The organism is Phaeobacter sp. CECT 5382, from assembly GCF_001457775.1.
Classification (GTDB): domain Bacteria; phylum Pseudomonadota; class Alphaproteobacteria; order Rhodobacterales; family Rhodobacteraceae; genus Pseudophaeobacter.
In genome coordinates this window covers 1-22,353 of sequence record NZ_CYSG01000015.1, presented here as the reverse complement: position 1 = coordinate 22,353, position 22,353 = coordinate 1, and the positions used below count along the sequence as shown (strand labels likewise).

At 58.0% G+C, this 22,353-nt stretch carries 16 protein-coding genes; 9 read left to right on the top strand and 7 right to left on the bottom strand.

Annotated elements, in window-relative coordinates; all coding sequences use genetic code 11:
* The first annotated feature begins 146 nt into the window (after positions 1-146).
* On the top strand, positions 147-1,589 hold the full coding sequence (locus PH5382_RS14815) for a Hint domain-containing protein (protein WP_058335177.1): 1,443 nt from the start codon (positions 147-149) through the stop codon (positions 1,587-1,589).
* A 60-nt stretch (positions 1,590-1,649) separates the two neighbouring features.
* Here the strand turns inward: PH5382_RS14815 and PH5382_RS14810 are convergent, their stop codons facing one another.
* From PH5382_RS14810 to PH5382_RS14790, 5 genes are all read right to left on the bottom strand, one after another.
* The gene (locus PH5382_RS14810) at positions 1,650-2,858 is read right to left on the bottom strand and encodes an ABC transporter permease (RefSeq protein WP_058335176.1); all 1,209 of its coding nucleotides are present in this window, start codon (positions 2,856-2,858) and stop codon (positions 1,650-1,652) included.
* Positions 2,858-3,565: an ABC transporter ATP-binding protein gene (locus PH5382_RS14805; protein ID WP_058335175.1), complete on the bottom strand. Its 708-nt coding sequence runs from the start codon at positions 3,563-3,565 to the stop codon at positions 2,858-2,860. The genes PH5382_RS14810 and PH5382_RS14805 overlap by 1 nt, the downstream gene beginning before the upstream one ends.
* Positions 3,555-4,808 (bottom strand): efflux RND transporter periplasmic adaptor subunit, encoded by a 1,254-nt coding sequence (locus PH5382_RS14800; protein ID WP_058335174.1) that lies wholly within the window; start codon positions 4,806-4,808, stop codon positions 3,555-3,557. The genes PH5382_RS14805 and PH5382_RS14800 overlap by 11 nt, the downstream gene beginning before the upstream one ends.
* A 249-nt stretch (positions 4,809-5,057) precedes the next feature.
* A complete protein-coding gene (locus PH5382_RS14795) occupies positions 5,058-6,902 on the bottom strand; it encodes a methyl-accepting chemotaxis protein (RefSeq protein ID WP_058335173.1) in 1,845 nt (614 codons plus the stop codon).
* A 72-nt stretch (positions 6,903-6,974) separates the two neighbouring features.
* Entirely contained in the window at positions 6,975-7,544 is a 570-nt protein-coding gene (locus tag PH5382_RS14790; protein WP_058335172.1) for a hypothetical protein, read from the bottom strand.
* Between the two features lie 486 nt (positions 7,545-8,030).
* On the opposite strand from PH5382_RS14790, the gene PH5382_RS14785 reads away from it, so the two are divergent.
* The 3 genes from PH5382_RS14785 (at position 8,031) to fdhF (ending at position 13,495) form a co-directional block, all read left to right on the top strand.
* Positions 8,031-8,930 (top strand): LysR family transcriptional regulator, encoded by a 900-nt coding sequence (locus PH5382_RS14785; protein WP_058335171.1) that lies wholly within the window; start codon positions 8,031-8,033, stop codon positions 8,928-8,930.
* Positions 8,931-9,028: 98 nt separating this feature from the next.
* Positions 9,029-10,717 (top strand): NAD(P)H-dependent oxidoreductase subunit E, encoded by a 1,689-nt coding sequence (locus PH5382_RS14780; RefSeq protein ID WP_058335170.1) that lies wholly within the window; start codon positions 9,029-9,031, stop codon positions 10,715-10,717.
* A gap of 3 nt (positions 10,718-10,720) precedes the next feature.
* On the top strand, positions 10,721-13,495 hold the full coding sequence (gene fdhF, locus PH5382_RS14775; RefSeq protein WP_058335169.1) for a formate dehydrogenase subunit alpha: 2,775 nt from the start codon (positions 10,721-10,723) through the stop codon (positions 13,493-13,495).
* A gap of 95 nt (positions 13,496-13,590) precedes the next feature.
* Here fdhF and PH5382_RS14770 read toward each other — a convergent pair whose 3' ends face one another.
* Complete coding sequence (locus PH5382_RS14770) at positions 13,591-13,872, bottom strand: DUF1330 domain-containing protein (protein ID WP_058335168.1); 282 nt, start codon at positions 13,870-13,872, stop codon at positions 13,591-13,593.
* Positions 13,873-13,987: 115 nt separating this feature from the next.
* Here PH5382_RS14770 and PH5382_RS14765 point away from each other — a divergent pair, with 115 nt between their 5' ends.
* The gene (locus PH5382_RS14765) at positions 13,988-14,854 is read left to right on the top strand and encodes a LysR family transcriptional regulator (protein WP_231751897.1); all 867 of its coding nucleotides are present in this window, start codon (positions 13,988-13,990) and stop codon (positions 14,852-14,854) included.
* A 5-nt stretch (positions 14,855-14,859) separates the two neighbouring features.
* Here the strand turns inward: PH5382_RS14765 and PH5382_RS14760 are convergent, their stop codons facing one another.
* Entirely contained in the window at positions 14,860-15,486 is a 627-nt protein-coding gene (locus PH5382_RS14760) for a TetR/AcrR family transcriptional regulator (protein ID WP_058335166.1), read from the bottom strand.
* A 70-nt stretch (positions 15,487-15,556) separates the two neighbouring features.
* Between PH5382_RS14760 and PH5382_RS14755 the strand changes: the two genes are divergently transcribed.
* The 4 genes from PH5382_RS14755 to PH5382_RS14740 all read left to right on the top strand — a co-directional run bounded on the left by PH5382_RS14755 (position 15,557) and on the right by PH5382_RS14740 (position 22,028).
* Positions 15,557-17,155: a trimethylamine methyltransferase family protein gene (locus PH5382_RS14755; RefSeq protein ID WP_156414927.1), complete on the top strand. Its 1,599-nt coding sequence runs from the start codon at positions 15,557-15,559 to the stop codon at positions 17,153-17,155.
* Between the two features lie 115 nt (positions 17,156-17,270).
* Positions 17,271-19,316 carry an NADH:flavin oxidoreductase gene (locus PH5382_RS14750; protein WP_058335164.1) on the top strand — a complete coding sequence of 682 codons (2,046 nt, stop codon included), beginning with the start codon at positions 17,271-17,273 and terminating at the stop codon, positions 19,314-19,316.
* Position 19,317: 1 nt separating this feature from the next.
* Positions 19,318-20,043, top strand: coding sequence for an NAD(P)-binding domain-containing protein (locus tag PH5382_RS14745; protein WP_058335163.1), 726 nt, complete (start codon positions 19,318-19,320; stop codon positions 20,041-20,043).
* A gap of 2 nt (positions 20,044-20,045) precedes the next feature.
* Complete coding sequence (locus PH5382_RS14740) at positions 20,046-22,028, top strand: oxidoreductase (RefSeq protein ID WP_058335162.1); 1,983 nt, start codon at positions 20,046-20,048, stop codon at positions 22,026-22,028.
* Positions 22,029-22,353: the final 325 nt, after the last annotated feature.

The following is a 22,353-nucleotide window of genomic DNA, read 5'->3' as shown; positions in this document are numbered from 1 at the left end:
GGAGACAGGCACACCGCCCTCCGCCTGCTTCAGAATGCCCATGATTTACACGTCGCCAAATCGTCCGTTCTTCATCGTGAATCTCCTCAGGTCTCCTGCTGAGAAAAATCTACTATTGAACACCAAAAAATTTAGGGGGGATAACCATGCCCACAATTGATATTGTCCGACTCGATGAAGACCCGCGAGAAAGCGACTTTGGCGTGCGCGCGGATACTTCCTCCCGCGGGGTTGATTTGGAAGGTGCTCAGATCACCGCAACCTATGCAGACGGCACAAGCGAAACCCTGACCTGGCAGGCGCTGGACCCCTACACGACCGGCGGGGCGACCGGCACGGACATCGACATGTTCTTCGGCTACAGCTGGCATGAATTGACGACGACTAAACTGTTGACCTCGCTTGAGATCAATCTCGTACCGGCAAGTTCGGTGTTTGATACAACTTTTGCGATGGACGATGATCCTCTCGGCGGCTCCACACCAAGCTCCAAAAACGGCTACCCGTTCAAAGTTGCCCCTGAATACGAGGATTTGTCCGGCAAGATTACGGCGACCTATACAGGAATTGTAAATCTAGCTGGAAGTGAGGCCGTCGGAGATCTTTATACCACCATGACCCTTGATTTCTCAGGCCTTCCGGCGGGAGGTCTGCTTGGTGATCTGGTCTGGAATTCAGATATTGACACATTGACTGGTCCCTTTCAGTCAGACTTGGTTGCAACCCATGACATCTTGACGATTTCCGGCGATGGTTCTGAAGTTCTTGATGTTCTGGGCAATGATCTCCACGGCGATACAAGTAGCCTGACTATCACGCATATTTCTGGCCAGGCCGTGTCAGCCGGAGATTCCGTCACGCTGACCACAGGCGAAGTCGTGACCCTGAACTCCGACGGCACGCTTACTATCGTCAATGACAGCACGGCGGATGAAACCAATACGTTTTCCTACACGGTGACGGATGAAGAGGGAAACAGCGACGTCGGATCCGTGGAGGTCACAACAGAAGTGAGCTCTCCGCCCTGTTTCGTTGCGGGAACTCAGATCGAAACTATAAAAGGCGCCCTGGCGGTCGAAAACCTGGAGATCGGAACATTGGTTGTGACCCGAGATAATGGCCTGCAACCGCTTCGATGGATTGGGCGCAGCACCCGCCGTGCCACCGGACGTTCTGCGCCAGTGGTGTTTTTGGCCAATGCACTGGGCGATCACGGACGTATCGCGGTATCGCCCAATCATCGGATCTTGATCACATCCGAGCTGGCTGTGCTGCTGTTTGGGCAGTCCGAAGTTCTGGTCAAGGCGAAGCACCTTGTAAACGACACAACAATCCGGGTGCAGGCAGACGGGCAGGCGGTGACCTATGTGCATTTGCTATTCGATCAGCATGAAATTATTTCCGGCAACGGCCTGGAGAGTGAGAGCTATCACCCAGGTGATGAAACCCTAGATTCCTTTGATGCGTATACCCGATCTGAAGTTTTAGAGCTCATGCCCGATTTCAATAACTATGGCCCCACTGCGCGCATCGTACTGAAGTCTCATGAAAGTCAGCTCATACTCTCCAAGCAGCTAGCCCCAGCCTGATCACGTTCCCTAAAGGTAGCTTTATCCTTTGTCTGAACGGATGGAATATGTATCGTCGCTTTAGTGGCGCAGGGCCTCGATTGGGTTGAGTTTTGCGGCCCGGCGGGCCGGGAAATAGCCAAAGACGACCCCCACTGCGGCCGAGAACCCGAAGGCAAGCGCGATGATACCGGGGTCGGGAATAAAGGGCACGTTGAGCATTTTGGCGCCAACGGCCCCCATGGCCAGTCCTAGCCCAATTCCGAGTAGTCCGCCCAATGCCGACAGCACAATCGACTCGACCAGGAACTGCATCAGCACCTGACTGGCCTGCGCGCCAACCGCCATGCGAATACCAATCTCGCGGGTGCGTTCCGTCACCGAGACGAGCATGATGTTCATGATCCCGATCCCCCCCACAAGCAAGCTGACAGCTGCCACCGCTGACAAAAGCCCAGTCAGAACCGAGGTAATGCTCCGCAGCATATTGGCCAGCTGTTCGGTATCGCGGATTGAGAAATCATCGTCTTCACCCGCATCAATGCGGCGCACTTCACGCATCAATGCGGTGAGGTCGTCGCTGGCACGGTCCGTCGAATACCCATCGCGCACCGACAGCGTGATCGAGGGCACATCGTTGCTGCCGGCGATGCGCCGCGCGAAGGTCCTGAAGGGCATGACGACGATATCGTCCTGATCCTGTCCGAACGTATTTGCTCCCTTGGCTTCCAATAGGCCAATCACGGTGCAATTGAAGTTCTCAATGCGGATCTTCTGCCCGATCGGATTGGCCCGTCCCATCAGTTCTTCGCGCACCGTCTCGCCAATGATGCACACGGCTTTGCCCTTTTCCTCAGCGGTCGAGAAAATGCGCCCTGCGGTAAGTGGCCAGTCTGTTGCGTCGAAATATCCATTCTGCGTTCCGGTGACAGAGGTCTGGTAGTTGTCGCCATCAAGGATTGCCACAACAGACTGGGAACCGGTCGGCACCGCAACCGAGATCGAATTGACCTGTTTCAGGATGGTGTCGATATCCGAAAGATCAAAGGGGCGCGCCGCGCCGCCATCATCGCTTCCCGGTCCCATACGGTCCTGACCGGGTTGCAACATCAAAAGGTTGGCGCCAAGGCTTTCGACATCAGCCGTCACCTGGGTAGAAGACCCGTTGCCCACGGTGACCATGGCGATTACCGCTGCTACCCCGATCACCACGCCCAGCACAGTGAGAAAGCTGCGCATCGGATTGCGCAGGATGGACTGGAGCGCCAATTTGATTGTTTCCCAAAGCATTAGACAGCCTTTTCCAGCGCGCGGTCGCTTTCAACCTTGCCATCGACCATCCAGATCAAACGCGAGCCGAATTCCGCCATTTCATCTTCATGGGTGACCATCACGATGGTGATTCCGTCAGAGCGGTTCAGCTCAACCATCAACTCCATGATCTCGACCGACCGTTTGGTGTCGAGATTGCCGGTGGGCTCATCCGCCAAAATCACCTGTGGATCGCCCGCAAGCGCGCGGGCGATGGCCACACGCTGCTGCTGCCCCCCTGACAGCGCCGAAGGGTCGTGATGGGCGCGTGACGCCAGCCCGACCTTGTCCAGCGCAGCAAGGGCGCGACTTTCGCGTTCCTCACGGCCCATACCCTTGTAAATCAATGGCAGTTCGACGTTTTGCAGTGCGGTTGCTCGGTGCAGCAGGTTGTAGCCCTGAAAGATAAAACCGAGATAGTGCCGACGCAGCAATGCGCGCTGATCATTGTTCAGCTCGTCCACCTCTACTCCGTTGAACAGGTATTGACCCGATGTCGGGCTGTCGAGACAGCCGATCACATTCATGGCTGTGGATTTTCCCGATCCCGACGGGCCCATGATCGACACAAATTCACCGGAGTGTATGTCGAAGGACACGCCGTCCAAGGCACGGACTTCGGCCTCGCCAGAACCATAGACTCGCGTGATGTCAGTCAAACTGATGAGCGCAGCATCAGCTGTCATCGAACTCATCCGTGATCACCGCGTCTCCGGGCGCCAGTTGCTCGGATATGACCTCGGTGACGGTTCCATCACTTTGCCCGACCTGCACCAGGATGCGCAGCGGGACGTCATCGCGCAAAACATAGACCGCGCGTTGCTTGCCATCAGCGCTATTTGCGTCCTCGCGATGGCCGGGCATGATCATGCCGACAAAACCGGAGCCACCGCTGCCTGCACCGACGATGTCTTCTGCTGACGCAGGTGTGTAGCGCAGGGCAGCATTGGGCACGGCTAAAGCATTTTCGACCGAAGCCACGATGATATCGGCCGAGGCCGTCATGCCAGGGCGCAAGGATAGATCCTCGTTCTCCACTTGTAGGATTGCTTTGTAGGTGACCACGCCGTCTACTGTTTCGCTGGCAAAACGCACCTGCAAAATCTCTGCCGGAAACGAACGTTCATCATAGGCGTCGACGGTAAAGCTCGCGGCTTGTCCGACCGCCACCTTGCCGATATCGGCCTCGTCAACATCGACCTGAAGCTCCATCTCCGTGAGGTCTTCTGCCACGGTGAACAGGGTGGGCGCATTGAGGGAGGCAGCGATGATCTGTCCTGGCTCCACTGCACGGTCCAGAACGATACCGTCTGTTGGGCTGCAAATGCAGGACTTTTCGAGATCTGCCTCGATCAGCTCCAGGTTGGCCTCAACCAGATGCATCGAGGCAAGCGCCGACTGAACTTCGGCCTGCGCCCGCAAGAAAGCGGCTTCCTGGCCGATAAAAGTCGCGTTGGATTCAACACCCTTGGATTTGAGTGCCTGACCTCGTTCATATGTCAGCCGGGCTTCTTCTAGGGATGCTTTGGCCAGCGTGACCATCGCCTTGGCACTGTCGAGCGATGCGCGCTGCATAGCGAGCTCTGCCTCAAGCTTGGTGGTGTCAAGCCGCGCCAGCACCGTCCCCACCTCAACCGGTTGATTGTAATCAACCAGGACAGCGTCAATTGTGCCGGAGAGTTCTGAGGAAACATCGAACATATCGGTGGGTTCAATCGACCCTACGGCCGACACGACGACCTGAATGTCGGTTTGCAGCACAGGTTCCGTCACATAGGTCTGTGCCCCGCTTTGTTGGCCATCAACAGCGACGTACCACGCCCCGATCAAGCCAAGTGCCAAGACGGTCCCGCCGATCCAAAACCAAGCGGGTCGGCGTTTGTTCTTGAGGCCGATCTTCTCGGCAATATCGTTTTCTGCAGACGTCATTTTCCTGATCCACGGGCGGTACGCATATCATACAGTGCTACTGTACTAATAATTACACGAAGGAGCTTTGACATTCCGTCGCGAAACGCAAGTGAAACATGCGTTGGAAATGAAGTTCTTCGGTCCTGCTGCGATGCCGTTGGAGGAGTCTTAAGCCTGCCAAAAAAAGAAGCCCCTCTGGCCTAAAGGGCTGGCCAGAACGGATACCGTCACTGCGCGAGCCCGGTTTGATCCGGGCTCGCCTGTGTCTTAAAAATCGTCCCAGCCAACAGCCTTGGGCAGGGCAGCCGGAGCTGGGTCATCGGCAAAGAAATCGTCATTGGCCTGATCAAGCTCCGCATGTGCGGCAGGTGCCGGTGCGGCTGCTTTGACAGGTGTCTTTGCTCCATCTGTTTCAGCACCGGTCTTGAAAACTGCGACCTGAGTTGCCAACTCGCCGGCGTCATTGCGCAGGATCTGGCTGGCTGCAGTGCTTTCTTCGACCATGGCGGCATTGTGCTGGGTCACCTGATCCAGTTGCGTGACGCCGGTATTGATTTCAAGAAGGGTGGTGGATTGTTCATTGGCACCTTGGGCAATCTGCGACACATGGCTGGAAATCGTGCCGACCCGATCAATGATGCTGTCCAGTTCTCCACCGGCCTTGCCGACAAGATCGACGCCCTTAGATACATGTTGCGAGCTTTCGGAGATCAGCAGTTTGATTTCCTGTGCCGCATCAGAGGAGCGCTGCGCCAGGGCCCGAACCTCGGAGGCAACCACGGCAAAACCTCGTCCGGCTTCTCCGGCCCGGGCCGCCTCGACCCCGGCGTTCAGCGCCAGCAGATTGGTCTGGAAGGAGATATCATCAATCACCGAGATGATCTGCGAGATCTTGTTGGAGGAGTCTTCGATCTGCGACATGGCGTTGACGGCATCTGTCACCACCTGGCCGCTTTGACGCGCGCTGTCCTGAGCCTCGGTGACGATTGTCTCGACCTCGCGGGCCCCGTCTGCGGCGGATTGCACGCTCACGGTCAGCTCTTCCATTGCGGCGGCTGTTTCTTCCAGGGTCGCAGCCTGGCTTTCGGTGCGCTGTGACAAATCATTCGAAGACTGGCTCAGCTCTTCGGCGCTGGCGCGGATCCGGCTGGAACTTTCGACCACGGCGTTCATGATGGCGACCATGGTTGTGAGCGTGGCGTTGTAGTTCTTGCGCAGGCTTTCGTATTCGCCTTTGAATGGGGTGTTGATGGTATGGGTGAGATCACCGTCAGACATATGCTGCAAGGCGCGGTTCAACCGGTCGACCACCTGTTTTTGGTTTTTCTGGGCCACTTGGCGTTCAAGCTCGACCTCATGGGCTGCGGCAAGCTGGGTTTTCAGGTTGTCGATATTGCGGGCAATGGCACCCATTTCATCGCGTCGGTCCAGCAGTGGAACCGGTTGTGCATAGTCGCCATCAGCAATCACATTGATCGTCTGACCAACAGCCTGCAGGGGGCGCGACAGAATGGAGCGCAGGGCGAGGGCGGACAACAGGCACATGACCACAAAGGAAACCCCAGCAAAGATATGGGTCATCATCAGGTCAGTTGCGGCTTCGGCAAAGGCTCGTTCAGGGGACCAGATCATCGCTATCGAGCCAACCAGTACGTCAGCATTGGCGCCGGCCATTGCAGGTGCCGCAATGAAGTAGCCGTCTGGGCTGGCTTCCAATAAACCGGTTTCCGCAGATGCAGCGCCCAAAAGGGCAAGCGCTTCGATATCTGTTTCACTTGCTTCTCCGGCACTGGCGACAACCTTGCCTTTGCTGTTTACCGCAACACCAAACAGGGCGCGCCCTTCCGAGAGTTCCAGGATTTTGGAGATGTCCGCTGAAAGGCGTTCAGCGTCACCAAAGCGAATTGAACCGCCGCTACGTGCAGCCACGGTGATTGTGACGCCATTGCCGAGAGTCTGTACGCCCTTTTCGACAGCAGCCTCAAAGGTGCTGTCACTTCTGACCGTGAGTGCCCCCGCCACAACCAGGGTTGTCGCGGCAATCAGCAAGCAGCACTTCATGAAGACTGACATGCCTTTAAATAGAGGGATCGAGGGAATGCGAGCTTTCATGGATACACCTTTGTAAGTGAGCTAGTTTTGAGTGGGTCTTTGGCTCGAGGAAGTGAAGGAAGGGAATTTGAATTACATCAGAGAGTCGGCGTCGACGCCGACAGTCATGGCCCCGATGGCGGTCTCAGTGCTGGCGTCAGTGATCGTCAGCGAGATTTGTGCCTGATAGTGACGGCTGGATTGATCCAATTCGACAGCACCAAAATGTCTGGCATTTTTGCCGACACTATAAGTTTTTTGGAACTTGGCCTCGTCACCCTGCCAGAAATCCGAGGTCGCGCCAGAGGCGGCCACATTCAATCCCTGGGCATCCATGATGAAGATCTCCGTGATGCGGCCATCGGATAGGCTAATCTGCTGGCGCAAAAAATCGGCGGCGGCATTTTGCAGGACCGGGGCGAGGGGCTCGGTCTTGGCCGCTTCGACTGCTGCGCGCCATTGCTTGTCGAGGAGGTTGATATCGTGCTGGCTGTAGCCTTGGGTTTCAGCGTTCTGACGGGCTATCGCAGTGACCAAGACAGGCGCCTGCGCCCAGCTTTGTATGTTGTTCTCAAGATAGTCTTGCATCGCAGTCTGATAGTCAGTTGCGGCCGCAGGCAGGGCCGCAAAGGCAAGCAGAGTAGCGATAGTCATCATACGCATCGGGATGCTCCTCAGCATGTTCCGTCCAAAAGAGGTGCAAAAACACTATGTTTAGGGGGCTTACTGGGGTGTTAACGCGCAGAAGCAGTTGCGGGTTTACGAAATAAAGGCGCAGGATTGTCCTTTCCGAGCAGCTCAGGGTCTTTTCGGAGCGGTTTTGGGTAAGGTGCTGATAGCGCGCCGAGAAAACTGAGGTCGCCAAATTTTTTTGATGGTTTTACGAAGGGCTGAATGGGTGTGATTTAAGAAAAACTTTAGTGATTGTCGGTTTCAAAGGGGCAGTTTGCCACCCCATTTGCGGGCGAAGATGCGGTAGGAAATTCACTCAAGGGCGACATTTGATGGCGCAACAGAAACTTTCTGGCGCGATTCGCGGCATCTATTGATGGATTCTTTCAGCAGTTTAACTGCTGCCAGGCCTATGGTTGTTGCCCCGGTACGCGAGGCCGATTGCACCTTACCCCGTGCAGCCCCTATGGTGGCGCAATGATCGAACTCAGAGACCTTCAGCTTTTGACCGCCCTGGCGCGACACCAGCACTTTGCCAAAGCAGCAAAGGACTGCGGGATGTCTCAGCCGGCCTTTTCCATGCGCATTCGCAATCTCGAAGAAAAGCTGGGCCTGTCGATTGTGCGGCGCGGCAATCGCTATCAGGGCCTCACTGGCGAAGGTGAGATGATCGTGCGTCGGGCGCGCGGCATTCTGGATGATGCCAAGGCGCTGGACCAAGAGATTGCCGCCTCGCGCGGGGAGGTCACCGGAACTTTGATGCTGGGGGTCGTGCCCACGGCCACCGCCTTTGCCGCCCAGGTGGTCAATCGCCTGCATGAGGTGCATCCAAGGGTGCTGGTGCATATTGATGTCACCACCTCGATGGCGATCCAGCAGCGCATTCTGGACGGAACCATTGATGCAGGCGTGACCTATAGCGATAGTGTGCCGCCGGGCCTGGTGACGATTACCGATCTTTACGAAGAAAGCTACGTGCTGCTGGCCCCCGAGGCTATGGTGCAGTCGGGCGCGGAAGAGATCAGCTGGCAGGCTGCCGCGGATCTGCCCCTGAGCCTGCTGGAGCCGGGGATGCAGAACCGGCGCATTCTGGACCGGATCTTTGCGGCGCTGGACCTGAAGCCCGAAGTGATGTCTGAATCCAGCGGCTTTATGTCAGCGATGATCATGGCGCGTGAGGGGGCAGTGGCCACCATCTTGCCAAAGGCGCTGGCCGATGCGCTGGGCGAGATCAGTGGCACCAGAGCCTTGGCGCTGGTGGATGAAGGCGAAGCCGCCGCGCAGGCACGTCCGATTTGTCTCGCGAGTCTGCAGCGTAACCCGGAACTGACGACAGTGGCCTCTTTGCGGCGTGTGGTTGCCGCCTTTGCGCAATAAGTTTTCGTTATTGTGCATTCTTCACATTAGATTTGACGATATGATTTCCTGATGACATGTGCCCGTAAAACGCACGTGCGAATATTTTGGAGGTCAGCGTGGCACCATTGGACAATAGCAAGGGCGTCTGGAAATCCGGCAAAGGCAAGGGGCGTAAAACTCCCAAGGGCCGTCAGCTGGACGATCAGGCGCATAGCGAGGTTCTGGAACTTCTGGGCGACCAGCCCCGTAACCGGGATATGCTGATCGAATTTCTGCATCTTATTCAGGATGCTTACGGTCATCTGAGTGCCGCGCATATTCGTGCCCTGGCGGAAGAGATGCGCACCGGTCAGGCCGAGATTTTTGAGGTTGCGTCCTTTTATGCCCATTTTGATGTGGTACGCGAAGATGACACCCCGCCACCAGCCCTGACCATCCGGGTTTGCGATTCCCTATCTTGCGAAATGGCAGGTGCGGCGCAGCTGCAAAAGGCGCTCGAAGATGGGCTGGACGCTTCACAAGTGCGTGTGCTGCGGGCCCCCTGCATGGGGCGTTGCGACACCGCTCCGGTGCTGGAGATCGGTCACAACCATATCGATCACGCCACGGTCGAAAAGGTCGAAGCAGCCATTGCTGCCGACGACACCCATGCCCATGTTCCTGCCTACGAAGCCTTTGCTGCCTATGAGGCCGAAGGTGGCTACGCTGTCCTGAAAGAACTGCGCGCTAATGGCGATTGGGAAGCAGTTCAGGCCAAAATCAAAGAGGCTGGCCTGCGGGGCCTTGGCGGCGCTGGTTTTCCTTCGGGTACCAAATGGGGCTTTGTACGCGCCAATGAAGGCACGCGTTATCTTGCCGTAAACGGTGATGAAGGCGAGCCGGGCACGTTCAAGGATCGCTACTATCTTGAGCGCACGCCGCATGTCTTCCTTGAGGGCATGCTGATGGCTGCCTGGGCGGTCGAAGCTGAAAAATGCTTCATCTACATGCGGGATGAATACCCGGCTGTACTGAAGATCCTCGCAACCGAAATAAAAGCCCTCGAAGCGGCGGGCATTGTCGAAGCTGGGTATATTGACCTGCGCCGTGGCGCTGGCGCTTATATCTGCGGAGAAGAAAGTGCGATGATCGAGTCGATCGAAGGCAAACGGGGTGAACCTCGTCACCGCCCTCCTTTTGTGGCGCAGGTGGGTATCTTTGGTCGTCCGACTCTGGTGCACAACGTGGAAACGCTGCTTTGGGTCTGCAAGATCAATCGCGAAGGCCCTGAATGCCTGAATTCGGTTGAAAAGAACGGACGCAAGGGCCTGCGCAGCTATTCGGTGTCTGGTCGCGTCAACAATCCCGGCGTGCACCTGTTGCCTGCGGGCTCCACCATCACCGACATTATCGCGGCTTGCGGCGGGATGCTTGAAGGTCACGCCTTCAAAGCCTACCAGCCCGGAGGTCCGTCCTCCGGTCTGCTGCCCGCATCGATGCATGATGTGCCGCTGGATTTTGACACCCTGCAGCCGCATGGCACTTTTATTGGCTCCGCCGCGGTTGTGGTTCTGTCGGATCAGGACAGCGCGCGTGATGCAGCCCTGAACATGCTGCGATTTTTCGAGGACGAAAGCTGCGGCCAGTGCACCCCCTGCCGGGTAGGTTGCGAAAAAGCCGTCAAGCTGATGAGCGAAAAGAAGTGGGATCAGGATCTCCTGGAAGAGCTGAGTGCTGCCATGGTTGATACCTCGATCTGCGGTTTGGGCCAGGCTGCCCCTAATCCCATCCGTCTGACCATCAAACACTTCCCCGAGGAGGTCTGAGCCATGTCTGAACAAGTCACCTTTACCCTTGATGGCGCAGAAGTCACCGCCGAGGCTGGCCTGACCATCTGGGAAGTCGCCAACGGTCGCGGGCTGAAAATTCCTCACCTGTGCCACAAGCCGCAGCCGGGCTACCGCCCCGATGGCAACTGCCGCGCCTGCATGGTTGAGATCGAAGGCGAGCGCACACTGGCGGCCTCATGCATTCGCGAACCCGTCGAGGGCATGGTTGTCACCACCAACAATGCGCGGGCTGAAAATGCCCGCAAAATGGTGATGGAGCTGCTGGTCGCGGACCAGCCCAAGCCGGAAGAAGCACATGATAAGTCCTCGCATCTGTGGGAAATGGCGGACCTGAACGGGGTTTCGGAGTCGCGTTTTCCCAAGCTGGAAGAGGGCCGCATTCCGCTGCTTGACGACAGCCATGTTGCGATGTCGGTGAACCTGGATGCCTGCATTTCCTGTGGATTGTGCGTGCGCGCTTGTCGTGAGGTTCAGGTCAATGACGTGATCGGCATGGCTGGTCGTGGCCATGATGCTTATCCGACCTTTGATATCGCTGACCCTATGGGGGGCTCGTCCTGTGTGGCCTGCGGCGAATGTGTGCAGGCCTGTCCGACGGGGGCCTTGATGCCCGCGACTGTGGTTGATGAAAACCAGATCGGGGACCGCGCGGATTTTGACAGTGAAACCGAAAGTGTCTGCCCCTTCTGCGGTGTTGGCTGCAAGGTCTCGCTTAAGGTCAAGGACGGTAAGGTCAAATATGTCGAGGGCATCAACGGCCCCGCCAACGAAGGCCGGTTGTGCGTCAAAGGCAGGTTTGGTTTTGACTACATCCATCACCCACACCGCCTGACCAAGCCGCTGATCCGACGCGAGGATGCGCCAGCCAAGGGACTGAACGTCGATCCCGGTGACCTGTTGACCCATTTTCGCGAAGCTTCCTGGGAAGAGGCGATGGATCTGGCAGGCAGCCGCCTGAAGGCGCTGCGCGATGAAGATCCGCGCTCGGTGGCGGGCTTTGGCTCGGCGAAATGCACCAATGAAGAGGCTTATCTTTTTCAGAAGTTCATCCGTCAGGGGTTCAAACACAACAACGTCGACCACTGTACCCGGCTCTGCCATGCCTCATCGGTGACGGCGCTGATCGAAAATGTGGGTTCTGGTGCGGTGACGGCGACGTTCAACGAGATCGAAAACGCTGATGTGGCGATTATCATCGGCTCCAACCCGATTGAAAACCACCCTGTTGCTGCGACCTATTTCAAGCAGTTCACCAAGCGCGGTGGCAAACTGATCGTGATGGATCCGCGCGGTGTAGGCATGCGTCGTTACGCAACCGAAATGCTGCAGTTCCGTCCCGGAGCCGACGTGTCGATGCTGAACGCGATCATGCATGTGATCGTCGAAGAAGAGCTTTATGACGCAGACTACATCAAGCTGCGCACGGAAAACTGGGAAGCAGAGAAGGAGCATCTCAAGGACTTTAGCCCTGAAAAGATGTCCGAGATCTGCGGTATAGAATCCGAGCAGCTGCGCCGTGTCGCGCGTCTCTTTGCCAAGGCAAATGCCGGCCTGATTTTCTGGGGCATGGGGGTGTCGCAGCACATCCACGGCACCGATAATTCACGTTGCCTGATCAGCCTTGCGCTGATGACCGGCAATGTCGGCAAACCCGGTGCTGGTCTGCACCCTCTGCGGGGACAGAACAACGTGCAGGGGGCTTCGGATGCTGGTCTGGTGCCGATGTTCCTGCCCGACTACCAAACCGTGACTTCGGATGACGTACGTCGGTCTTTCTCGGACGTCTGGGGCGGCGGCGACTTCTCTAACGCGAAGGGCCTCACCGTGACCGAGATCGTGGATCAGGCTTATGCGGGCAACATCAAGGGCATGTATATCCAGGGTGAAAACCCGGCGATGTCGGACCCGGATGCTGATCACGCCCGCGAGGCCTTTGCCAAGCTGGATCTGATGATCGTGCAGGACATCTTCCTGACCGAGACGGCGAACTTTGCCGATATCATCCTGCCGGCCTCGGCGCTTTATGAAAAGAACGGCACCGTCTCCAATACCAACCGTCAGGTTCAGCGGGTCCGTCCGGCAGTGGCGCCTCCGGGTGAAGCGCGCGAGGATTGGCAGATCACGGTTGAACTGGCACAGCGCATTGGCTTGCCGTGGGACTACAAAGATGTCTCAGAGGTCTTTGCCGAGATGAAGCTCAACATGAAATCGTTGAACAACATCACCTGGGACCGCTTGGAGACGGAAACGATTACCTATCCGTCGCTCCACGAGACCGATCCCGGTCAGGCGATTGTGTTTGGCGATGGCTTCCCACGCCCCGAAGGGCGTGCGCGCTTTACGCCTGCCTCGGTGATTGCCCCGGATGAGGCCCCGGATGCGGATTATCCGATGATCATGACAACGGGTCGTCAGCTGGAGCACTGGCACACGGGCTCGATGACACGGCGTTCGCTGGTTCTGGACGCGGTGGAGCCAGAGGCGAACTGTTCGCTACATCCCAAAACCCTGCGCGCCATGGGCGTGGAGCCAGGTGAGATGGTGCGCCTGTCGACGCGACGGGGCTCGATCGAGATCATGGCGCGGGCGGATCGCGCCATCGCCGAGGACATGGTCTTTGTGCCCTTTGCCTATGTCGAGGCGGCGGCCAATATCCTGACCAACCCGGCGCTGGACCCTTACGGGAAAATTCCAGAGTTCAAATTTGCGGCCGTAAAGGTCGAGAAGGCGAATAGCCAGATGGCAGCAGAGTAAGTTTTTGCAACACAGTCAAACGAAAGGGCGCGGGACCATATAGGCACCGCGCCCTTTTTCTTTTGCGCTGGATGGGAGAACCTGTGTCTCTGGTGTTACCCAAGCAGCGTGATGGCGCTCTTGCCGGCTGAGCGCCGCAGGGCATGTGTTTCCTGCAGTTCGGGGTCATTGATCCACGCCTTGGCGGCATCGACATCCGCAAATTCAAGAAGAACCCCAATGCCGGTCTCATCCCGGCGGCCTTCAATCACGGTTTGACTTGGCGCCGAAACCAGAACCGTGGCGCCGTGCTTTTGCAAGGCTGCTCCGGCTTTCTCGCGGTAGGCTGCCATAGTGTCAGGGTTTTCCACCAGCAGGTTCACATAAACATAAGCCATCTTTTGTCCTTTCCTTGTGATGCAGCACAGATGGGGCAGGTCAGGCCGTGATAAAACACATGCTTTTTTGTGTTGGCCATGCGTAAATGCATGTATGCAATTCAACTGGGACGACATGCGAACGATTTTGGCCCTAGTACGGGGTGGAACGCTCGCGGCGGCAGCTGATGATCTGTCGGTGACTTACACCACTGTGGCCCGCCGGGTGCAGCGTGCTGAGGAGCAGCTTGGTCGCGCATTGTTCGAACGCCGTCCCGAAGGGTATCTGCCAATGCAAGAGGCCTGCGATCTGGCCGCTGCCGCTGCGCGGATGGAGGCGGAGGAACACCAGATCATGCGGCAGTTGACCGGCAGGGACCAGAGCCTCAGCGGGCCTTTGGTTTTGACCGCGCCGCAGCTTTTGATCCAAAGTCATCTGGCACCGCTGATCACCGGGTTTTGCGACCAGTACCCCGATATTGAACTGACAGTCCGCGCCACAAACGAGATCCTGGATCTGACCCGGCGCGAGGCTGATCTGGCGATCCGTATCAGTGCTTCGCCCGGTGATACGCTGGTAGGGCATCGCTTGTGCGATCAGCGCAATGGCTGTTTTGCGACGCCCCCGCTGGCCGCGGCGGCGGCTGCGGACCCGCAGGCGGTTTTGAACTGGGTCGTCTATACTGCCTATGACAGCCCGCCGCAGAGTGCCCAGAAACACTATCCGAATTTTCATATCCGCGCACGGTTTGACGATATGTCGTCAATGGTCGCGGCGGCGCGAGCCGGGCTGGGGGCGCTTCGGATGCCGCTGTTTCTGGCGCGTGATCTGCCAGACCTGGTGCCGCTTCCACAGGTGGCGCCACAGGATTACGCGCCAATCTGGGTGCTCAGCCACCGGGATCTGCTGCAGTCAAAAAAGGCGCAAGTGTTGAAGGATGCGTTGCGGCGGTATTTCCGTGCCCATCAATCGGAGTTTTTTGACCTTCCTGCGCAGATGTAGCTGGCCTAGTTTTTTGCGCGCTGATGGCGCGACATGAAACGATCGATATCGTCCCGACCCGGAGCCTTGCCAGTGAAAACCTCGACGTATTGAGGCATCTGGGCCAGTCGGTCGGCGGCCTGTTCATGGATCTGCATCGAGATATAACCAATCTGCGTGTAAACCATGGTACGTGCGCGCACCAATGCGGTCTCGGCGCCATAGCCAAACCGAACCAGCATAGCAGCCATAGCGGCCTCGCGGCGGGCATCGGCCTGATTCAGGCGGATTTGCAGATCCGCATCGTTGCGCGCCCAGTTGCGGATCGCCAGATCCAGACGGGAATCAAACAGCTCAGGGTCCAACCAGCAATCAAACAGGTTGAACACCGCCTCAAACACATTGGCAGCATAGGCTTCTGTCCGCGCGACTAGGTTGCCAGTGTTCTTGTCTTCCCAATGCCGGATCATCGCCTCTAGCAGGGCGTCACGATCCTTGAAATGCCAATAGAAACTAGTGCGTGAAACCCCCAGTTGTTTGGCCAGAGGCATGATCTTGACCGATTCCACACCGTGCCGGGTCAGTTGCTCGTAGGCGGCGGTCAGCCAGGCCTCTTCCGAGGTCGGCGGGCGGGATCTGTCCTGAATATTCATGCGGATGTCCTAACACCGACATGCTCAAGTCGCAATGGAGTTGACAGGTGCGGCTTGTTTATCGACACATATGTCAGGTGACGCAGCTTTTGGGAGGTCAGAAGGCATGGAAGCCACGCAGCAAAAACCACGAGGACGTCGATCTCGCCGCGGTGAGGGCCGTTCTGCAGAGCCAGGCCAGAATGATCACCTGCGCGTGCCTTTTATTACCCGCAAAATTCCGACCTATGACATCCTGTCAGACGAAAGCCTGGACCAGATCGAAGCGACCGCAGATCGGATTATGGCCGAGATCGGTATCGAGTTTCGCGAAGACCCCGAAGTGGTAGAGCTGTTTCGCGCTGCCGGCGCCCAAGTCACAGATTTGACTTCGAACAGCTGGAATTTGAAATTTGCCCCCGGCATGATCCGCGAAATCCTCAAGACCGCACCGGCGCGTTTTACCCAGCACGCCCGCAACCCGGCCAATTCGGTCGAGATCGGTGGCGATGCCATGGTAATGGCGCCTTCCTATGGCTCTCCCTTCGTGATGGATCTCGAAAAGGGGCGGCGCTACGGCACAATCGCGGATTTTGAAAACTTCGTGAAACTGGCACAGATGAGCCCAAATCTGCACCATTCCGGTGGCACCATTTGCGAGCCGACAGATATCGCGGTGAACAAGCGTCACTTGGATATGGTCTATGCCCATATGCGCTATTCTGATCGTGCTTTTCTGGGCTCGATCACAGCGCCCGAGCGCGCTGAAGACAGTATAGAGATGTGTCGTATCCTGTTTGGCGCTGATTTTGTCGACCAGAACTGCGTTATAATGGGCAATTTCAACACCACCTCGCCGATGGTTCTGGACGGGGTGACAACCCAGGGTATTCGCGCCTATGCCGCCGCCGGGCAGGGGTCGATCCATTTGCCGTTCTTGCTGGGCGGCGCGGTGTCGCCGCTGACCGTTGCAGGATCTGTGGCGCAGTGTCTGGCCGAAAGCATGGTGTCTTGTGCCATCACGCAGCTGGTGCGGCCGGGATCGCCTGCGGTGCTGGCGTCCTTTATCAGTTCGATGTCGCTGCGCACCGGCTCACCTACCTTTGGAACGCCTGAGCCTGCATTGGGGTCCCTTGCGATGGGGCAGCTGGCGCGGCGTCTGAACCTGCCGTTGCGCTGCGCGGGGAACTTTTCGACCTCGAAACTGCCAGACGGGCAGGCCATGCAGCAGTCGATGATGTCGATGATGTCGGCGGTACAATGCGGGGCCAATTTCATACTGCATTCTGCAGGTTTTCTGGATGGGCTTTTGTCGATGTCCTACGAAAAATTCATGCTGGACGCCGATCTGTGCGGCGCGCTGCATTCCTATCTCAAAGGGTTCGAGGTCAACGAAGACACGCTGGGCTTTGACGCCCTGGCCGAAGGCGGCCCCGGACAGCACCTGTTTGCCACACAACACACCCTGCGCCACTACCAGACGGCCTATTGGGACAGTGCCATGGATGACCACCAACCCTGGGAGAGTTGGGATGAGCAGGGCGGCATTGATGCTGCAAGTCGCGCCAATACACGCTGGAAGGCACAGCTTGCCGCCTATCAAGCCCCGGCAATGGATCCCGGTACCGACGAGGCGCTGCGTGAATTCATCACCAAGGCCAAGGATGCTGCACCAGACGCCTGGTACTAGCTCCACAATATGGCGTCCGAGGGCTGTACTTGGCCCTCGGCGGTCGCTTCAATCACTCGCAGATCGCAACTTAAGACCCCAAAAAGACCCCAGGCCGCCCCGAGGAGAAATGCCCATGTCCAGCGACCCGCTGTTGCAGCCCTATAAACTGAAACACTTGACCCTGCGCAATCGGATCATGACGACCAGCCACGAGCCGGCCTATCCCGAAGATGGCATGCCCAAACAGCGCTACGCGGCCTATCATGCGGAACGCGCCAAAGCGGGCGTTGCGCTGACGATGACGGCCGGCTCGGCGGCGGTGTCGCGCAATAGTCCGCCGGTGTTCAATAATATCCTCGCCTATAAGGACGAGGTGGTGCCCTGGATCCGGAACATGACCGATCAGGTGCATGAGCACGGCGCGGCAGTTATGATCCAGCTGACGCATCTGGGGCGGCGCACCCATTGGAACAAGGGAGACTGGCTGCCGGCGGTGTCCTCCACCCGGCACCGCGAACCGGCGCATCATGCCTTTCCGAAATTGGCCGAAGACTGGGATATCTCGCGTATCATTTCGGATTTTGCGGATGCAGCAGAACGGATGAAAGAGGGTGGCATGGACGGGGTCGAGATCATGACCCATGGTCATTTGCTGGACCAGTTCATCTCGCCTCTGACCAATGATCTGGAGGGCCCCTATGGTAAGGAGCATCTGGAAAGCCGGATGCGGTTGACCACCGATATCATTGCCGCTGTGCGCAAACGGGTCGGGGATGAATTCGTTTTGGGCGTGCGCTTTGCCCCGGATGAGGCGTATGAAGGGGGTATCACGCCCGAAATGGGTGTGGAGATTTCAAAGATCCTCAAAAACACAGGTCAGGTCGACTATCTGAACGTCAATCGCGGCCGCATCCATACGGATCCGGCGATGACTGACATGATCCCGGTGCAGGGGATGAAAAACGCACCGCATCTGGATTTTGCGGGCTCCGTGCGCGCGGCCACGGGCATGCCGACCTTTCATGCCTCCAAAATTCCCGATGTGGCGACAGCGCGCCATGCGGTGGCCTCAGGCCTGTTGGATATGGTGGGCATGACGCGCGCCCATATGGCGGATCCGCATGTGGTGCGCAAAATCATTGAGGGGCGCGAAGATGACATTCGCCCCTGCGTTGGCGCTACCTATTGTCTCGACAGGATCTATCAGGCGGGCGAAGCCCTGTGCATTCACAACCCGGCCACGGGCCGCGAAGTGACCATGCCGCATGATATTCCGCTAGCGGCGGAGAAAAAGAAAGTCGTCGTGATCGGTGCTGGCCCCGGCGGGCTAGAGGCGGCACGGGTTGCAGCGGAACGCGGACATGCGGTGACGGTCCTTGAGGCTGCCGCCGACCCCGGTGGCCAAATCCGCCTGACGGTGCAGAACCCACGTCGGGCCGAGATGATCTCGATCGTCGACTGGCGCATGGCGCAATGCGCGGCGCGTGATGTGGAGTTCCGGTTTAATACCTGGGCGGAGGCTGCGGATGTGATGGCGCTCAATCCGGATGTGGTGATCGTGGCGACGGGTGGCATGCCGAACACCATGTTGCATGAAACCTGCGAGGAAGCCGCGCATCTTGTCACCAGCTGGGATATAATTTCGGGCGATGTGAAGCCGGGCAGCAATGTGCTGATCTATGACGAAAGCGGTGATCACCCCGGTGTCATGGCAGCTGAAGTCGCCGCCAATGCCGGTGCCCACGTCGAGGTGATGACCCCGGATCGCACATTCGCGCCCGATATCATGGCGATGAACCTGGTACCTTACATGCGTGCCTTGCAGGATAAGGACGTGACCTTCACCGTCACTCGGCGGCTGCTTTCTGTCGCGCAAAGCGGCAATCAGCTGACGGCCACCATCGGCACCGACTACAGCAGCCATACATCTGAGGCGCAATACGATCAGGTGGTGGTGAACTATGGCACGCTGCCGTTGGATGAGCTCTATTTCGACCTGAAAGACCTGTCGTCAAACCGCGGTGAGGTTGATCAGAGTGCGCTGATCGAGGGACGCCCGCAGACCGTCAATACCAATCCGAAAGGCGCTTTTCAGCTGTTCCGAATTGGGGATGCCGTGGCTGCGCGCAACACTCATGCGGCCATCTATGATGCCCTGCGCCTGATAAAGGACATCTGATATGCGACTGGGTTTTATCGGCACCGGCACAATTGCGTCCGCTGTGGTGCGCGGATTGGCAGGGCAGGGTCATGAGATCCGCATCTCGGCGCGTTCCCAGGCGCGCTCGGGCCAGTTGGCGGCACAGATCCCAGAAGTGCAGATCGCCGCGCTGCAGGATGTCCTGGATCACAGCGAGGTGGTGTTTCTGGGGCTGATGCTTGAGGCCGCACCGGAAATCTTGACCGCCCTGACCTTTCCGCCGAACCTGCAGGTGGTCTCCTTTATGGCGGGGGCGGATCTGGATCAGGTCTCCGCTATGGTAGCACCTGCGCGCGCCGCAGCCGTGATGATGCCGTTTCCCAGTATTGCCGGGGGTGGCTCTGCCATCATGGCGCTGGGCGACAGTGATTTGCTGAATCAAATCTTTGCGCCTGCAAACACCGTCTTTGCCCTGCGCAACGCAGACGAGCTTGACGCCTATCTCTGCGCGCAAGCGGTGCTGTCGCCGGTAGCACGGCTGGTTGCGGATGCAGCCGACTGGCTCAGCAGCCGGGTGTCTGATCCCACACAGGGTGAGGCGTTTTTGCGCATGATTATCGCCACCTCTCTGTCAGAGACCCAAGCGAATGATCTGATTGAGGCGCTGAATACTCCGGGTGGCTATAGCCAGCGCCTGCGCCAACATATGGTGGATGCGGGCATGGGCGCGTGTCTCGTCGAAGGCTTGACGAAACTGGAGGGCTGACCGTGGCACCCTATTCGCATCTGTTCCAGCCGGTGCAACTGCGCCATAAGACCCTGCGCAACCGCGTGGTCTTTGGCGCCCATACCACCAATATGGCCCAGGACGGCCTGCCGGGGGCCGCGCATTGCGCCTACTATCTGGAGCGTGCGCTGGGCGGCGCCGCCATGATTGTGGTGGAGCCGATGCCGGTGCATGCCTCTGCGGTGCTGACGCGTGGCAATTTCCGTCCCGCCTCCGATGAGGTGATCCCGCATTTCCGCAAGCTGGTTGAACCCTGCCAGCGGGCGGGTGCTGTGATGATCCAGCAGCTCTATCATGTGGGCGCACATGGTGATCAGGACAATTCCTGGCATGCCGCCTGGTCTCCTTCGGGCGGGGTGAGCTATCACGACAGTGACGCCAGCCATGCCATGTCTGAGTCCGAGATCGAAGAGATTATCGAGGGCTTTGTGCAGGCAGCACTCCGCTGCCGCAAAGCCGGATTTGATGGGGTTGAGGTCTGGGCCGCCTATCATTGCCTGCTGGATCAGTTCTGGACGCCCTTTTCCAACAGGCGTGATGACAAATGGGGGGGGGCTCTGGAAAACCGCACGCGGTTTTCCCGCGAGATCCTGCACCGTATTCGCCGGGCTTGCGGTGAGCATTTTATCGTGGGGCTTTCGGTCAATGACGAACCCGGCGTCGAGGTCGCGCTGAGCCGCGAAAGCATGAGCGAGATCATCGCTCTGCATGACGCCCAAGGCTTGATGGACTATGTCACTGTCGGGTCCGGCTCCTATTTTGATTTCTCCCGTCTCATTCCCAGCTTTCAGGAGGGTGAGCTTCTGGGCGTGGATCTGGCGGAAACCCTCAAGGGAGCAACACCGCAAGCATTGGTCACGGCCGAAAGCCATATTCGCACGCCGGACAATGCGAACACAGTACTTGGGGCCGGGCAGGCCGATCTGGTCTCTATCGTGCGCGGTCAGATTGCCGACCCGCATCTGGTGAACAAAGCCGCGATGGGGCGCGGCGCAGATATCCGCGGATGCCTGTCGTGCAATCAACAATGCTGGGGGCGGCGCGGGCGTGACTATTGGATCTCTTGCCTGATCAACCCATCGGTCGGGCGCGAGGCCGACTGGGGTGGCGACCGCTTCACGCCCGTCCAAACGTCAAAGACCGTTCTTGTGGTCGGCGCAGGGCCCGCCGGACTGGAAGTCGCCCGGGTCGCCGCCGAACGCGGTCATCGCGTGACGCTGGCAGAGGCCGGGCCGGTCGCTGGCGGGCAGTTTCGCCTGGCGGGGCTGCAGCCTAGGCGGGCCCAGATCCTGGATCTTCTGTCCTGGTATGAGCGGCAGCTTTCAAAGCTCGGCGTGGACCAGCGGTTCAACACATATTTGGATGCGGATGACATAGTGGCCTTTGGGGCGGATGAAATCATCTTGGCAACGGGCTCACTGCCAACCGAGACCGGCTTTCAAAAGGCATTGCCGCATCTGACTGAGCTGCCGGGACTGGACTGCGGCCATATCTGGTCCGCCGAAGATGTGCTGACCAAGCGGGCCCGGTTGGGCAGGCAGGTCATTGTTCTGGATGAAGGCGGCAATTGGCGCGGTTGCGGTACGGCCTGGTATCTGGCCGAAGCCGGGCATCAGGTCACTTTGGTTTCTCCCGATGCGATGGTTGGCAAAGAGCTCCAGCGCTCATCCACTGATTTTGCCCTGCGCCGGGCTTTGGCCGAACGGGATGTGCGCTTTATTGTCGATGCAGCCATCACCAGTTGGACGGGGCAGGGGGCGCAGATCCTGTCACTGTTGACCGGACGAACCGAAACTTTTGCGGCATCCGATCTGATCATGGCCACTCCAAATCATGCCGATATGTCCCTGCGGGATGCCCTGCTGTCTGCTGGAAAGACGCCGCACCTGATTGGCGACGCCAATGCACCACGATTGGCGGCGCAGGCCATCTATGAAGGACACGCCACCGGGCTGAAGCTTTAGACCGACTCGGAGGGAGGGGCTTTCGTGTTTTTGTGAGTGTGATTCCTATGAGTTTTGTTGAGTTCTGTTGGTAAGTCTGTGGGTAAGTCTTGATGTTTGGTGTGACTCGGGTTTGATCTTCTGGTTTGGTGAAGGTTTGGCGGGATTTTGCTTTGACTTTGGGGCAGGTTTGCTGACTTTATCTGTGTGTAAGATGTTGTTTTTGTTTTATTTTCACATTTGTTTTGCAGAAAAGTGTGATTTTGTTGATTTTGGTGTTGCGGGTGTTTGGAGTTAACACTAGAACCCCCTCTACCGGCAGCGACGATACGCAGCTGGGGCGCGG